The organism is Vibrio sp. YT-17, assembly GCF_033337375.1.
GTDB classification, from domain to species: domain Bacteria; phylum Pseudomonadota; class Gammaproteobacteria; order Enterobacterales; family Vibrionaceae; genus Vibrio; species Vibrio alginolyticus.
The window spans coordinates 364,063-378,877 of record NZ_JAWOQP010000002.1 but is presented as its reverse complement, the minus strand read 5'-3'; the positions used below and the strand labels follow the sequence as shown (position 1 = coordinate 378,877).

The following is a 14,815-nucleotide window of genomic DNA, read 5'->3' as shown; positions in this document are numbered from 1 at the left end:
TATTGTCTAAGGCCTAGAATCTTAAATAAGACCCATGTCCTTACCAACTTGGATGAACGCGTCGATTGCACGGTCTAGTTGCTCGCGAGAGTGCGCCGCAGACATTTGAGTACGGATACGTGCTTGACCTTTTGGTACTACAGGGAATGAGAAGCCGATTACGTAGATGCCTTTCTCCAGCGCACGCTCTGCAAATTCTGCTGCTACTTTTGCGTCGCCAAGCATGATTGGGATGATTGCGTGGTCAGCACCACCCATTGTGAAACCAGCGTCCTCCATACGAGTACGGAAGTGTGCTGCGTTTTCCCATAGACGATCACGTAGGTCACCGCTCTCTTCTAGTAGATCTAGAACGCGGATAGAAGCGCTTACGATTGCTGGTGCAACAGAGTTAGAGAATAGGTATGGACGAGAACGCTGACGTAGCCAGTCAATCACTTCCGCTTTACCAGACGTGTAACCGCCTGAAGCGCCACCCATTGCTTTGCCTAGCGTACCAGTGATGATGTCGATACGGTCAACCACGTTGTGGTGCTCGTGCGTACCTGCACCAGTTTTACCCATGAAGCCAACAGCGTGAGAGTCATCAACCATAGTCAACGCGCCGTACTTCTCTGCTAGGTCACAGATAGCCGGAAGGTTTGCTACTACGCCGTCCATTGAGAACACACCGTCCGTTACGATAAGAATGTGGCGAGCACCTGCTTCTTTCGCAGCGATCAGTTGTTGCTCTAACTCTTCCATGTTGTTGTTTGAGTAGCGGAAACGCATCGCTTTACATAGACGAACACCATCGATGATTGACGCGTGGTTTAAAGCGTCAGAGATGATTGCGTCTTCTTTGCCTAGAATAGTTTCAAATAGGCCCGCGTTTGCGTCGAAACATGATGTGTAAAGAATCGTATCTTCTTTACCTAGGAACTTAGAAAGCTTCTGCTCAAGCTCTTTGTGGATGTCTTGCGTACCACAGATAAAACGTACTGAAGCCATACCAAAGCCGTGCTCGTCCATGCCTGCTTTACCCGCTTCGATAAGTGCCGGGTGGTTAGCAAGACCAAGGTAGTTGTTCGCACAGAAGTTTAGTACTTCTTCACCAGTAGAGATTTTAACAGCCGCTTGCTGTTGAGACGTAATGACACGCTCTGATTTGTAAAGGCCTTCCGCCTTTACTTCTTCGATTTGCTGCTGAATCTGTTGGTAGAATGCAGAAGACATTTGAAATTCCTTCCTAGTTATTTTGGCGAGTATTTACTCGTTTAGAATTAGGCTTAGCCTTTATGTGACGGGCGTCACGGGCTATCACTCATCAATTAATTGTAGTGTAATTCAAGGAAGGAGGAAGGATTATACCTTAAGGTGGAAAAGCATTAATGAATCCTAGGCACAAATTCAATTAATGCTTTTCTATGAGGTTGTTATAAAAGGAATTATAGCCAGGTAGGCTTAGCCAAAAGTGCTTCAAAGTCCTTAGCAGGTAATGGTCGGCTATAGTGGAAACCTTGTCCGAACTCACAGTTTAGGTTTTTCAGGTAATCCACATGACGCTGTTCTTCGATGCCTTCTGCGACGATCTTAAGATCCAGCGCTTTCGCCATTGCTATGATTACGTTCACAAGCTCGCGGTCTGAGTCGTTCTCGAACATATTTTGCATAAAGCTACGATCAATCTTTAAGCGGTCGAACGGAAACTTCTGCAAGTAACTCAGCGCAGAATAACCAGTACCAAAATCATCAATAGTAAGTTTGGTGCCTAACGCTCGTAAGTTATTAAGCATGTCTAATAGCTCAGAATCGTGATTGAAGAGGAGACTTTCTGTCACTTCAATATCGAACTTATCTGACGGAAGACCAGACTCCTCAAGGCTGTGTTTAATAAACGTAAGTAAGCGCTCGCAGTACCTAAATTGAACACTAGAAAAGTTGACAGAAACAAACAACGGAGTCAGACTTTGCCATTGTGCCGCTTGTCGACACGCTTGTTGAATAGCAAACTCACCAATTTGATGAATTAAACCATTTTTCTCTGCAATAGAGATAAACTCTTCAGGGTTTACGAATCCGTACTTGTCATCATTCCAACGCATTAGCGCTTCTGCCCCTACGAGTTTACCACTACTCAGCTCAATAATTGGCTGATAATACAGCTCTAACAACTGATTGGAGATCGCACTTCTCAGACGATTTTCCAGATCTAAGTAGCGTTGCAAGTCTTGGTTCATATTATGGTTATAAAAACAAAAGCCATCACGCCCATCTTGTTTCGCCCGATACATTGCCATATCTGCACATGCAAGAAGCTGCTCAGCGTTGTCTCCGTCATCCGGGAACACAGACATTCCGACGCTGCTACTCAAGAAGAATTCATGGTTGTTCCAAACAAACGGATCGTTAAACGCCGAAAGCACACTTGAAGCAACTCGCTTTGCAGTATCATTATCAGGCAAATCAGGGATGACGAGTAAAAACTCATCCCCACCAATTCTCGCCAATAAGTCTGTTTTTCTCGCGACTTGATACAGTCGCTGAGCACTGAGTTTAAGGATTTCATCCCCAACAAAGTGTCCCATTGAATCGTTAATCTGCTTGAAGTGGTCTAAGTCGATGAACATCACCAAAACTTTAGACCCACTACGCGATGCCCTAATTAACTCCAAAGCCAATCGCTCGGAACCATAACTACGATTAGGCAAATTAGTTAATATGTCATATTTAGCTTGGAAGGCGAGTTCTTTTTCAGACGCTTTTCGACGTTCAATTTCGTTCGTTAATTTTTTATTCTGTTGAGAAAGAATATCTTTACGCTTTTTTTCTTCCTCAAGCTTAATTTTCAATTCAATCCTATTATTGTTCGTGATGAATGCATAACATAAAGCAATGACGATCATAACGGCCAGAATACTCAAACCAATAATAAAGAGCCGTGATGTAAATATATCTCGTTCACTCAAAGGCTCGAACCACGCCATCAATTTGAAGTGATGTTTATCCACAGGCACTTCAAAGTAAATTTTTCCGTCTACAGCCTCAGAAACGAAATAATTCTCATCCTTATTGTGAGAAGGTGTTTTATTTATGGTATCCCATACAACCATTTCCACGTCTTTTATTTTTAGCACCATTCGGCTATAACTATCTTCGTGTTCTTGGTTAGTAAGTTGGTCAATAACAATATTCTTATTAAGATCGGCAATTAAAAAGGCAACAGGCTTTCCGGAGAACTTAACTTGCTTAATGACTTGAATGCGAACGTCATCATTGTATCGCGTCGCGCAAACCTCTTCGGGATGCCCGTGTTGAGTCATTAAGGTTTGTATGTCCATTTTGTGCTCGGCAAGGTTTTCAGATCCAGTGGTGACAATGGTGACTCCATCACTGCCGACCAGCGTGAGCTTTTTATAGATTTGGCTGCTATTAATTAGCTTACTGTCTATCTTCTCATCGAAGCGACGCTTTAAATTAATTAAACTGGCACCTAACCCATACTCCATTGACATTCCAGAAGCTAAATTACCAAAGAATGTTTGTATTGTTTTATCTGTAGCTAGATTATCAACATCTTCACTCGCTATGGTAAATAAATTATCGAGTGTGCTTGCATAACTTTTAACTTTTAAATCTAGTTCTCTGTATTGAGATTCTTTTAATTTATTTTGACCTACGCTAGTCACAGTAATAAGCATAGCTAGGTAAATTGAAACTAATATTGCGCTTATTGTAATAAATCTTTTACTGGAAAATTTTTTAACGGCCTTATTCATCGGACTTTCTTTTTATCTTCTATAAAGTAATCGTTATAAAAGTAGTAAATAGATGGATAGTATTTTTTTACTAATTTTTCGTATGAACCGTCTTTTTTTATCGAGTTTAAATAACGATCAAATGCTTTGCGTAATTCAGGGGAATTTTTACGGAATGCAACAGCCATTTTTTGATTTTCAGATATAGGGCCAATGACTTTTATTTCGCCCGGCCATTTTTCGAGGGCAATTAGCGTATCCGCAACATCTAATAATGTGCTTTCCGCATCATTTTTCATTATCGCTGGAACCATCTCATTAAGGAGACGCGCCCCATCAGGTAATATAACTTTTGCACCTGTGTCATATAAGTCATAAAGGTTAGGATCCAAGCAAGAATGTTCTAAAGCTAACACTTCGCGACCATCGATCAGCTGCTTGACGTTTTTAACATCTTCATTGACCGACCCACTTGGTTTAATCGGGCTCAGACTAGAGTCGGATCTGGAAACCAACCATACACCTGAAGGAAAATAATCTTGTGAAAAATCGACAACCTCAGAGCGCCAATCAAGAATAGTAACGCCATTTGCGATCAAGTCGCCTTCAATTGGAACACTTTCTCCGACAACAGCCTGCTTGTTGTGATATTGCACATTTTGCCCTGTCAACTTACCAACCACGTCGCTCCACTGTGCTGGAACATACTGGTACTGAACACCTAACGACTTGGCAAAACCTTTTATTATCTCTACATCCAAGCCAGTCAAAGTTTCCACTTCACCTTGTTCAATATAGGAGACAAAGTTAGCGTACGGGACACCAATGTGACGCAGTACACCGCGTTCACGGATTTGTTGTAAATCGTCTGACCAAGCGGCAGATGACGCAACAGAGGTAACCATGAGCGCCACCGTCGCTAAAGTTCTTTTGAATGTTATGACTGACATAATAATATCCTTACCTTTCACAAAGCGCCCAATAATGGGCGCTTGAGTGATAAACAACGATGTTAGAACGACGAGTAATACAAATTCGTCATCGCCACTACGAGCCCTTCCACATCTTGTTCGTCATGGAACAAATGCGTAGAGATACGCAGCGCGTAAGTATCAAAGTCATCATCCTTATGCAGCTTAAAGCTAGTCGTACGGATGATGTAACCATACTCTTCACGTAAACGATCTCGGAATTCCGTCAGTATCTCTTCATTAGTTACATCGGAGAACGGATTAACCGTCGTTAAGCCACTGGTTAAGCCTTCCACGTTTGGTGAATACATTTTGGCTTGTGGTAAGTACTCTTGAAGCAAGGTTTTACATAAACTACCAAGGCTTACAACTCGCTCTTCGATACGGTCTCGACCAATCTCATCCCACATTTTGCAACTATCAACTAGTGCTTGTTTCGCAGGATAGTTATCGTTACCAATGTATTGCATTTGCAGCTGTTTACCTAGGTAATCAGCATGAGAAAGTGAGGAGTTGATCGACCATAACGGGTTCTCTCGGTCACTCCAATACTCATTCAAACGGTTACCGTTATCACGAACATACAGAATACCTGTCGCACCCGGACCACACTGCCACTTATGACCAGATCCTGCATAGAAATCACAATCCATATCGTGGAAATCAAGGTCAAACATACCGACCGTATGCGCGCCATCAACAAGAGTAGGTACACCATACTCTTTTGCTAAAGCACAAATGGCTTTTGCTGGTAGCGCGGTTCCTGTTTTGTATGTGATATGAGAGAAAACAATTAGGCGAACGTTTTGATTCGCATCAAGCGCGTCTCGGAACGCTTGAATGTAATCTTGCTCAGAAACGTTTTCGGTACCAGTAAATACTGGTAGTTGAATTTCTACCACATCCACACCAAAACGATGTTTCGCTACGTTCATAGGTGATGTTGCAGCAATATGTTCATGGTGTGTCGTTAGAATCACATCACCTGGTTCAAAGTGTAAGCCATTAATGATCGAGCATAAGCCATCAGTAGTGTTGCGGCTGAGAATGATCTCTTCTGGGTTAGCACCAAAACCTGGTGCGACGTCTTTAACCATCTCTGAAACATAAGGCCAAGAGCCAAATTTGCCTTTCATATCCCAAGGATATTTAGCCACTAGCTTGTTGTTATGCTCGTAATCTTCAAGAACATGTTTTGGCATTGAACCTGTTGTACCAATGTTCATGTAAGTGGTTCGTTTGTCCAAAACGAACTGTCTTCGCACTTTACGCCAGAAGCGCTTATCGTGTTTTCTACCTAGCCCGCGGCTGCTCCAATCAATTTTCTGTTCTCGTGCTTGAGCTACGCCTGAGAAAGCGGAAGCACTCACACCAGCAACAACAGCTCCTGTTGCGCCTTTCAGAAAATTACGGCGGCTGCTATTAGTCTGAATAGATTCCTTGTCTTTCATCTTTTTCAATCCTTGTCGGAAATTAGCCATATTATTAATTTTAAGTGCGTAACTATCTGTTACTAAAACATTATTACCCATTACAATCAGAGTTTAATTTTTTCCTCTGCCATTAAGTGACTTTAGTTCCAATTTTTTATCTTATTTGATGATATAAGCAACAGTTTGACCACAAATCTATAAACAACAATGTTCACATTAATATATTCGTTAATTTGATTATTCTTTATTGCGGACAATTCCACCAAATTCTTTATAAAACAATTATGAGCTTTGTTATAAAGTCATTAAAAATTTAACTTTGCGTTAATTTAAAAATATTCAGGCTATTTTAAGATTGGCGTCTATTCTTTTTATATCTTAACGATCTCAACATGTTAAGACTAAATAAAAGAAAGCTGATTTCGGATCGAGATATCAGTTTAAGACCATAAAGTGATACACATCACTCTATGACATAAACTCACCGCTCAACATACATAAGTAAAACAGGTTTTCACTAATATGTGCTTGAGCGTACACCCTAAAAGAAGGAGGTCCCATGTTAAAAGGATTGCTATGCATTTCAGTTGCATCCGCTCTTGTCGCCGCCCCTAACGTGCTAGCAAAAACGGTAGAAATGACTGCTCTCAACACCAATGAGAGTGCGGGTACCATTGAGATTTCACAAAGTGATTATGGCGTTGTTTTTACGCCTCAATTATCAGGTTTGTCAGCAGGTGTGCACGGTTTCCATGTTCACACTAATCCATCTTGCGATAGCATAGAAAAGGATGACAAAACCGTATTAGGCGGCGCAGCAGGTGGCCATTATGATCCTAACAACACAGGGAAGCATGGCTATCCTTGGACCGATGACAATCATTTAGGCGACTTGCCTCCACTCTATGTGGACATGGACGGCAATGCCAATCAGCCCGTTGTCGCGCCTCGCCTAAAATTATCGGATTTAAAAGGTCGAGCGTTAATGATCCATGTAGGTGGTGACAATCACTCCGATCACCCAAGTAAGCTAGGTGGTGGCGGCGCTCGCGTCGTATGTGGTGTTATTGAATAAACATTAACTTATGTCTCACACTTCTCTTTAGATTGCGAGAAGTGTGAACTTCTGTTGATACTGAGAGGATGTCGCATTGGTCTCAAGGTAGCTGTGGTGAAGCATTAAGATCGATTGGACAATCTTCGTCCCGATCCCCAAAGAACCGCCCTCCGCTTCTTCCTCGATGTGATTGACGAAGGTAAAGTGGATACGCGACTTATCCTCACTCAAATGCGCTTGGCAATGCACTTCCGAACCAATTGGGCTGTGGCGTAAGGCATTTTCAAGTAAGTTAAGCACCAACCGCTCCAATAGCCCCTTATCACCCACGGTTTGGATTTCGCTATCGATATCCACTTTCAACACCACTTCTTTACGAGAAAACTGGCTCTGCATCGTTTCAGCACATTCTGCCATCAAAGCGCCCAGATCTACGGGGCGGTACTCGTAGTTTGGCATTGGAGCTTCTTTGCGTGCGGCGTCTAATAGAGAATGCAATTGAGTTGAGAGCTTCTCACAATTTCGGAAAGCGACGTCAATCAAAGGATCGGATTCCGGATGTTGCAAACGCCATGTTTCCAAATAACCCAGCACGCTTGATAACGGCGTTTTTAAATCGTGACTAAGCTGCAACAAGCTTTGACGACGATGAGACGATTGATACTCCAACTGTAAAAACTGTTGCTGAGTGTGCTTCGCCATCATCTGATAAGAGTGCGCAATCGGCACGAGCTCCGGCACTTGGTGAGTAAAATCAGGTTGCAGGCGGAAATCATGTTCAGCTTGCTGTTGAAGTTGTTTGGTCACGCGCTCAATTGGGTTCAATAGGCTACGTTTGACCAGTACATAAGCTCCAAGAGCAAAGCCTAAAATGGACACTAAGACCAATCCTGCCAGCGCGATGTAAGGAGTATCGACTTGAGCATTGGCAATGGCGTCATGTCGGGTACTACCAATCACCACATAGAGATAACCGACCGTAGAGCCTAATTCCTCTATCGCTGCGACAGAAAAGACTTTGTGTTCACCACGATTACGTGGGTCTTCACCCAAAATAGGAAAAGGCTGGTCATTTAAGAATTGCTTAATGGGATTGAGATCCACCGCTCCCATGATCTCCGCTCCTTCTGGTGCTGCATGGGTGGTGATATTGCCTTGGCTATCGAGGAAGTAGATTTCAAAGTCAGGGCCGATCAGCATGAGCGTGTGAAAAATCGACTTGAGCGCTTTAGGGTTGTAATCCGTCCCGATCATCAGCGGATTATCATCACGCATGTGGCTGGCTAGCTCTTTATGTAGGCTTTGCTTAGTGCGTAACTCAATGGTTTCTTTTTGCCAATTGTAAGTCAGTGCAATCACCACCGCCGCGAGGCAAAACCACAAGCTAGTAAATACCACTAAGCGAGATTTGAAGCTCATCCTATCGCCTCCTTAAACAGCGATGTTTCTGAAACACCCGTGATGATTGAAAAATGACGGTGAAAACAACTGCCGACTTACTGTCTTGACTTACTTTCTTGCATTAGTGTCTTGGTTGAAACTTATACCCAACACCCCAAACAGTTTGAATGAAGTGGTGATCAGAATCAGACAACGACAACTTGCTGCGTAAACGGTTTATGGTGCTACACACAGTGTGGTGATAACCAGAATGGCTAGTGTTCCAAACGTGATCGAGCAATTCATCTTTACTGTAGACTCTGCCCGGACGAGTCGCGAGAAACTGCAGCAAAGTAAACTCTGTCGCGGTAAGAGTGACATCTTTGTCGTTTAGGGATACTTGGTGCAACTCCGGAATAATTCTCAGCGGACCAAAGTCCATCGCATCGTCGAGGACTCCATTCGCTACTTTGGCTTCTGCGGTTTGGCTGACTCTGCGCAGCACGTTTCGCACTCGTGCTTGGAATTCTAATACGCTAAATGGCTTAGTGATGTAGTCATCAACGCCCGCTTCTAAACCGTCAACCTTATCCATTTCACCGTCTCTGGCTGTCAGCATGAGCACTGGGCTCCAATCTTGTTGCTGACGCAAATAATGGCAGATGTCTAGACCATCACCATCTGGCAAACCTCGGTCAAGGATCAATAAATCAAAGGGTTGTTGCTGGTATTGCGCTTTAGCATCGGCGACATTTGTGGCTCGCGATACTTTGTGTCCTTGAAACTTGAGATGCATCTGAACCAGTTCTGCCAAATCATCGTCATCTTCTACCAACAAGATGTTCGCGACTAAATTGATTGCCTGTTGTTCCATGGTCCTTTCCTTGCCTTCGAGTATCCTCACTTTGCACATGACCGGAACAAATTAGAAATTCTTTCAAAAAAGGTTCCGATGACGCCATGAGGGATAAAGCGCTCGGTTACAAGCGCTTTGGAAAGGAGACGTCATCGGAGCCTGTGTTACTCGACTCGAGTGATGGTGACTTTCGCACCTGGGTTCAAGAAACGATGGTTCGCAGAAAGTGCTGAGTTTGCTAATCCGTCATCTTGGCTAACAACACCCGCATGGAATGCAACAACGTCATTGCTGTCATTACGCGCGGCATTGAAACCCTCACCGCCACCTGCTGGGCCCGGAATGGTTGCGGCAAGTTCATCGTTTAGCTCTGTACCGGAATCCCAAACGTTCATGCTCATTTCATAGCTTTCACCTACTGCGAGCGATTTGAGCGATAGCCCCGTTTCGCCAACAAAAGCATCATTGGTATTTACAAACATAGACGCCACAGACAAGTAACCGTAACGACTAGGGTCAACCGTGATGGTGACTTCGTCCGATGCACCCGGCAACACCAATCCATTACCCGAAATACCTTGGTAAACACTGTCATTGCTGTTCATCAACTCAATCAGCTCAGCGTTACTACCGCCTTCGGCAAGGTGCTCAAGTTCAACAGATGCGGCTTGTCCAATTTCAAACAGTTGGTAGTCACCATTGTGAGTGAGTACAGCAAGCGGAGACATAGGTTGATTCGCAGTCAAGTTCGAAACGTTGACGGTGTAGCGGTAGGATTTCACTACGTCGTTATCATCATCGCTTGGACAACCGGCGAGCAAGCCGACTGAAGCTGCTACTAGTAAGATTCTGTATTTCATACATCCCCCTTACTTCACAACGATTGTGATGGTTGCAACTGGGTTTAACCAACGATGGCTACTGCTGTCTAGGTCACTGATGCCGCCGGTTGGATCGCTATCACCAAGGTTACCCGGATGTACGTGAACTTTGTCGTTAGTTACCGTTGCTTCAACGCCTGTGCCGCCAGTACCAAAGGTAATGAAAGGTGGGTTTGGCATGCTAGACGCAAGTTCATCGTTCGCTTCTGTACCAGCATCGTAACTTCTTAGCGTTGCTCGGTATGTACCCGCTTCCGTTGGAATCTTCCAGCTATCTAGGCCGACAAAACCGTCATTGGTTGGCAACAACATCGCGCTCAGAGAAAGATAACCGTGGTCGCCACTGTCCAAGGTGAAGGTGGTTGCAACACCCGGATTCAAAATACCACCAGCAGGGTTCTCAACCACCGCACCACCAGCGTTACCAATCACACTAGCAAGACCAGAGATATCACCGCCTTCTGCCATTGCTTCTAGTTCTGGCGTTGATGCTTGACCCGTTCTGAACATTTGAAGATCAGAACCATGTGCGGCAACAATAAGTGGCGTAAAGTAGATGCCTTTGGTTGCGTTTGTCACGGTGATTTCCAATTCCGCCGCATTCACTGATGCAGAGCCTAGTGCCATAGCGACTGAAGTCATGACGAGTCCGAGTTGGGTACGTTTTTTCATTGTGATTCCATCCTTTAATGAGGGTTGAACTACCCAAGCCCATGTGTACGGCTTTACTTCTTTGTTCGTGACTTGAGTAGGTTAAGCATTACGTTTCGAACGTTTTGCGTTCTTGCCTCTAAGAATGACGAGCAAATCTATCAGCAACTTCATCGAATTCTCATAAAATTCTCACAAGTTCTGTTCGAATTCTGTCAACAGCACTTTTTTACTCTTAATCAGCTATTTACACGTCGCGCTTTCCCCTCCTACAATGCGATATTCCCTGTTTAAATAACGATTCTCACCATGATTCATAACGTTCTGTCTGCCTACTATGGCGAAATCTACGGCATCGCTTTTTTCAACCACTACTTGAGCCATTACGCCCAAAGTGAACAACAAACGCTGTGGCAAACCTTGATTAAAGTGGAAGAGCTAACCGCAGAAAAGCTCAAACCTGTACTGCTGACAAATGGCATGGATATCGAAAGTCGACACCAAGAGATGTTGGATAAAGGCTTGGAAGATGCAATCAAATGGATTGGTTTACCATGGCAAGAGTTGGTGGCGACTCTTCTGAAATGGGTAGAACCTTATGAGGTCAAGTATCGAGAGTGGCATGAAGAAGTGAACGCTTCACAGCAGTATTCAATCGCTGAACGAGAAGCTATCGAGTTGATTGCAGACCACGAAACGGCCATTTATCACTGTTGGCAGCAATACCATACTGGTGAATCTGGCTTGCCTGCACTCAATGCATTTTTGGCAAAATATCGTTAAAGCGAGACGGTGACACTTGAACCTCGTGAAACCGTACCAGACAATATCGTTATTCCGCTGCGCAGAACTGAACAATTATGGTTAATCCAAAACTCATAGCCCTACTTCCTGATCTTGCTTCGTTTATCTTAGTGGTAAACGAAGGCAGTTTTACCGCTGCTGCTAAACAACTCGGCGTAACGCCATCGGCTTTAAGTAAGTTGATCACACGGTTGGAACAAGCCCTCTCGGTCAAACTGTTTGAGCGCACGACTCGTAAGTTGATCATCACTCAAGCTGGGCAAAAGGTTTACGACCAAAGCATCGCAATGGTGAATGCCGCGCAGCAAGCCGTTGAGCTATCTGCGGAAGATCATGCTGAGCCAACAGGCGCACTCACAGTAGCAGCCCCTGAAGCATTTCTTAATTCGGTGCTTCAACCGTTTGTGTTGCCATTCCTAGAACGTTATCCAAATATACAGCTTAAGCTGCGCGCAGCAGATGGTGAGATTGATCTTTTCCGCCAAGGTATTGATGTCGCCTTTAAGCTCACCGACAAACCCGATGAGAATCTGGTCCTCAAAGAGATCAGCAAGACCAATCTTGTTTTGTGTGCTTCTCCAGATTACCTAGCCAAACATGGTATGCCTGAGCACCCAACCGAGCTTGAGCAGCACGACTGCATTTACCTTGCCGAGAACGACAAAGACAACATCTGGTCATTCTTTAAAGAAGAAGCGTTCCACTCCATTGCCGTGAGTGGACGCTACGCCGTCAACCATTCTCAAATGCGCTTGAACGGGGTTAAGTCTGGCTTGGGAATTGGGATCTTCCATGACTTCGTGATCAAAGACGCATTAGAGCAAGGTGAAGTGGTGGAGGTTCTGCCGGATTGGATGATCAAGAGTAACTACCACGGCGCTATCGCGATGCAGTATGCACAAACTAAATACATGCCTGCTCGTCTGCGCGTGTTTATCGACTTCGTTAAGGAGCATTTAGTCTCCGACGATACTAACCATGCTTGAAGAGGCTAACCATGTTTAATGCCATTCATCACGTCGCGATCATTTGCAGCGATTACCCAAGGTCAAAACGCTTTTACACTGAAGTGTTGGGTTTGAAAGTCATTGCCGAGAACTATCGCGAAGCTAGAGACTCCTACAAGCTTGACCTCGCTTTACCTGACGGCAGCCAAGTGGAACTGTTTAGCTTTCCAGACGCACCAGAGAGACCGAGCTTTCCTGAAGCACAAGGCCTGCGACATCTCGCATTTTTGGTTGATGATGTTGAACAAGTGAAAGCCTACCTAGAATCGAATGACGTTGAAGTTGAGCCAATTCGTATTGACGAATTCACAGGCAAAGCCTTCACCTTTTTCCAAGATCCAGATGGCTTACCGCTGGAAATTTATCAGAAATAAAAAGAGCCAGCACTTCGCTGGCTCTTCTACTATTCCACTCTTTGTCTGTTACTAATTCAACGCTGTTTTCAGCTTCTCGACGCGGTTGAACAACAGCCAATCCAGTGCGAGAACCGTAACAATCGCCAAACCGCCCATCGGAAACGCCAAACACAATATCACCAACGCTACTAAACCAAGTTTCCAAATGCCGTCTTGCTGAAACTTAGGTGGCGCGCCCAATGCGGCACTGCGACTTGGTCTACGAATCCACCACATCACCACACCTGTGATTGAGATTAAGATGAACGCCAAACAGAACACTACGTTGAGTACTTTGTTCAATATACTCACATCGCCTTGGTGCAATGACACACCTGCCGCCATGAACTTGGCAAATAGGCTGTAATCTTGCCACGTTACATCCACCAACAAGCGACCGGAATATTGGTCAAAGTGGCTGGTGCGATCTTGTCTTGGGTCGGAAATGTCGCCGCCCATAGCGTTAGCTGCAACGGTGTAAACGCCCGTCTCAGAGCGTGGTAAAAACAGCTTATAGCCCGTAAAGCCCATCATTTCAGCCTTGAGGATGATATCATCAATAGAGAGCGTTTCATGAGTGCCTGCGTATGCCATCTCTTCCTTCATATTGGCATGATCATGAGCGGGCTTATCTTTCGATTCTGGCACAGCAGCAAGCTCTAAGTTCCATGGCATCTCTTCTGAAGCACCGTGGTTAAGATCTTTATGTGTCAGTGTGGATTCTGGTTTCTCACCCCATGTGTAATAGGTTGGGAAGGTATTCCAAGCTTGCACCATTTTCGCCCCCCAGATCCCTGCCCACGACAATCCTGAAATCAAAAAGAACAACAGAACAAGCGACAGTACACCACCTAAATTCGCATGCAGGTCACGCATCAAAATTCGAGGGCCATTGTTAAGGCGAATTTTCAAAAAGCCGGCGCGGCTGGCGTTGTCTCTAGGTAACCAAAGGTACAAACCAGACACCAACAGCAAAATCCCCAGACTTGCGGCGATTTCAATTAGACGGTCACCTAAGTCTCCGATGAGCAACGTACCGTGAATGCTGTTCATCAGTTCATAGATGCTATCACCACGGTCAATGGTGCCTTGTACGTCTCCTGTGTAAGGATTTACTGCAACAATCAGCGAGCTGCCTTCTTGGTTTTGAATCGAGAAGCGGTTGGCCATATCAGCCGTTTTAGCAGGTACAAATTGAGTGACATTAAAATCGGGATACGCCTGCTTTACGGTTTCTAATTGTGCAGAGACAGGAACCATTTGCTCTTGTGGTGAAACTTGTAATGTCGCTTCGTATCGAGCCAGTTCGATTTCATCATCAAACAACATCACCAATCCCGTGAGGGAAAGCATGAGCATAAATGGAATGACGAACAAACCTGCGTAGAAGTGCCATCGCCACGTCATAAAGTAGATGGATTTTGCGCGTGAGGCTTCCTTGAGTTGAGGCTTTGCCGAGTTTCTCAACATGTGTATTTTCCTTTTTTCATTGTTGAACACCCAAATTCAGTCAAACGCATCCTGCACATACACATTCGTATGCGGCGCTAATTGACTTAGATTTGGGAGTACCACTGCTCGAAGTGGCAGTGTTGCTGACTATATACCCAAGTGACTTCAAGATGCTGGATTCAGAGCGTTGT

General features: G+C 44.5%; 13 protein-coding genes. 4 read left to right on the top strand and 9 right to left on the bottom strand.

Translation table 11 applies throughout. The annotated features are described in order from the left end of the window. Window positions 1–21: 21 nt before the first annotated feature. The 4 genes from R7F67_RS03765 to R7F67_RS03750 all read right to left on the bottom strand — a co-directional run bounded on the left by R7F67_RS03765 (window position 22) and on the right by R7F67_RS03750 (window position 6,159). Window positions 22–1,215, bottom strand: coding sequence for a glycine C-acetyltransferase (locus R7F67_RS03765; protein ID WP_005375095.1), 1,194 nt, complete (start codon window positions 1,213–1,215; stop codon window positions 22–24). Window positions 1,216–1,427: 212 nt separating this feature from the next. Further along, window positions 1,428–3,758 (bottom strand): putative bifunctional diguanylate cyclase/phosphodiesterase, encoded by a 2,331-nt coding sequence (locus tag R7F67_RS03760; protein ID WP_053303866.1) that lies wholly within the window; start codon window positions 3,756–3,758, stop codon window positions 1,428–1,430. Beyond that, the gene (locus R7F67_RS03755) at window positions 3,755–4,687 is read right to left on the bottom strand and encodes a transporter substrate-binding domain-containing protein (protein ID WP_042521667.1); all 933 of its coding nucleotides are present in this window, start codon (window positions 4,685–4,687) and stop codon (window positions 3,755–3,757) included. The genes R7F67_RS03760 and R7F67_RS03755 overlap by 4 nt, the downstream gene beginning before the upstream one ends. Before the next feature lie 62 nt (window positions 4,688–4,749). Next, entirely contained in the window at window positions 4,750–6,159 is a 1,410-nt protein-coding gene (locus R7F67_RS03750) for an aminotransferase class V-fold PLP-dependent enzyme (protein ID WP_132936288.1), read from the bottom strand. Between the two features lie 541 nt (window positions 6,160–6,700). Here R7F67_RS03750 and sodC point away from each other — a divergent pair. Continuing rightward, window positions 6,701–7,216, top strand: a complete 516-nt coding sequence (sodC, locus tag R7F67_RS03745; protein ID WP_318056963.1) for a superoxide dismutase [Cu-Zn] SodC — start codon at window positions 6,701–6,703, stop codon at window positions 7,214–7,216. Window positions 7,217–7,243: 27 nt separating this feature from the next. Here sodC and R7F67_RS03740 read toward each other — a convergent pair whose 3' ends face one another. The 4 genes from R7F67_RS03740 to R7F67_RS03725 all read right to left on the bottom strand — a co-directional run bounded on the left by R7F67_RS03740 (window position 7,244) and on the right by R7F67_RS03725 (window position 10,987). Next, a complete protein-coding gene (locus R7F67_RS03740; protein WP_318056962.1) occupies window positions 7,244–8,617 on the bottom strand; it encodes a HAMP domain-containing sensor histidine kinase in 1,374 nt (457 codons plus the stop codon). A gap of 103 nt (window positions 8,618–8,720) precedes the next feature. Beyond that, a complete protein-coding gene (locus tag R7F67_RS03735) occupies window positions 8,721–9,452 on the bottom strand; it encodes a response regulator transcription factor (RefSeq protein WP_165935318.1) in 732 nt (243 codons plus the stop codon). A 146-nt stretch (window positions 9,453–9,598) separates the two neighbouring features. Continuing rightward, window positions 9,599–10,294 (bottom strand): spondin domain-containing protein, encoded by a 696-nt coding sequence (locus R7F67_RS03730; RefSeq protein ID WP_171344183.1) that lies wholly within the window; start codon window positions 10,292–10,294, stop codon window positions 9,599–9,601. A gap of 9 nt (window positions 10,295–10,303) precedes the next feature. After that, complete coding sequence (locus R7F67_RS03725) at window positions 10,304–10,987, bottom strand: spondin domain-containing protein (RefSeq protein WP_318056961.1); 684 nt, start codon at window positions 10,985–10,987, stop codon at window positions 10,304–10,306. 288 nt (window positions 10,988–11,275) lie between these two features. Here R7F67_RS03725 and R7F67_RS03720 point away from each other — a divergent pair, with 288 nt between their 5' ends. The 3 genes from R7F67_RS03720 to R7F67_RS03710 all read left to right on the top strand — a co-directional run bounded on the left by R7F67_RS03720 (window position 11,276) and on the right by R7F67_RS03710 (window position 13,151). Continuing rightward, complete coding sequence (locus R7F67_RS03720) at window positions 11,276–11,749, top strand: hypothetical protein (RefSeq protein ID WP_017820527.1); 474 nt, start codon at window positions 11,276–11,278, stop codon at window positions 11,747–11,749. A gap of 77 nt (window positions 11,750–11,826) precedes the next feature. Beyond that, window positions 11,827–12,756, top strand: a complete 930-nt coding sequence (locus R7F67_RS03715) for a LysR family transcriptional regulator (protein ID WP_005384005.1) — start codon at window positions 11,827–11,829, stop codon at window positions 12,754–12,756. 11 nt (window positions 12,757–12,767) lie between these two features. Beyond that, window positions 12,768–13,151 (top strand): VOC family protein, encoded by a 384-nt coding sequence (locus tag R7F67_RS03710; protein WP_017820528.1) that lies wholly within the window; start codon window positions 12,768–12,770, stop codon window positions 13,149–13,151. A 51-nt stretch (window positions 13,152–13,202) separates the two neighbouring features. Here R7F67_RS03710 and R7F67_RS03705 read toward each other — a convergent pair whose 3' ends face one another. Continuing rightward, entirely contained in the window at window positions 13,203–14,642 is a 1,440-nt protein-coding gene (locus R7F67_RS03705; RefSeq protein WP_017820529.1) for a PepSY-associated TM helix domain-containing protein, read from the bottom strand. Window positions 14,643–14,815 lie beyond the last annotated feature (173 nt).

Coding starts and splice junctions, on each gene's coding strand:
- R7F67_RS03765 (WP_005375095.1), bottom strand. CDS start 1,215: ATGTCTTCTGCATTCTACCAACAGATTCAGCAGCAAATCGAAGAAGTA.
- R7F67_RS03760 (WP_053303866.1), bottom strand. CDS start 3,758: ATGAATAAGGCCGTTAAAAAATTTTCCAGTAAAAGATTTATTACAATA.
- R7F67_RS03755 (WP_042521667.1), bottom strand. CDS start 4,687: ATGTCAGTCATAACATTCAAAAGAACTTTAGCGACGGTGGCGCTCATG.
- R7F67_RS03750 (WP_132936288.1), bottom strand. CDS start 6,159: ATGAAAGACAAGGAATCTATTCAGACTAATAGCAGCCGCCGTAATTTT.
- sodC (WP_318056963.1), top strand. CDS start 6,701: ATGTTAAAAGGATTGCTATGCATTTCAGTTGCATCCGCTCTTGTCGCC.
- R7F67_RS03740 (WP_318056962.1), bottom strand. CDS start 8,617: ATGAGCTTCAAATCTCGCTTAGTGGTATTTACTAGCTTGTGGTTTTGC.
- R7F67_RS03735 (WP_165935318.1), bottom strand. CDS start 9,452: ATGGAACAACAGGCAATCAATTTAGTCGCGAACATCTTGTTGGTAGAA.
- R7F67_RS03730 (WP_171344183.1), bottom strand. CDS start 10,294: ATGAAATACAGAATCTTACTAGTAGCAGCTTCAGTCGGCTTGCTCGCC.
- R7F67_RS03725 (WP_318056961.1), bottom strand. CDS start 10,987: ATGAAAAAACGTACCCAACTCGGACTCGTCATGACTTCAGTCGCTATG.
- R7F67_RS03720 (WP_017820527.1), top strand. CDS start 11,276: ATGATTCATAACGTTCTGTCTGCCTACTATGGCGAAATCTACGGCATC.
- R7F67_RS03715 (WP_005384005.1), top strand. CDS start 11,827: ATGGTTAATCCAAAACTCATAGCCCTACTTCCTGATCTTGCTTCGTTT.
- R7F67_RS03710 (WP_017820528.1), top strand. CDS start 12,768: ATGTTTAATGCCATTCATCACGTCGCGATCATTTGCAGCGATTACCCA.
- R7F67_RS03705 (WP_017820529.1), bottom strand. CDS start 14,642: ATGTTGAGAAACTCGGCAAAGCCTCAACTCAAGGAAGCCTCACGCGCA.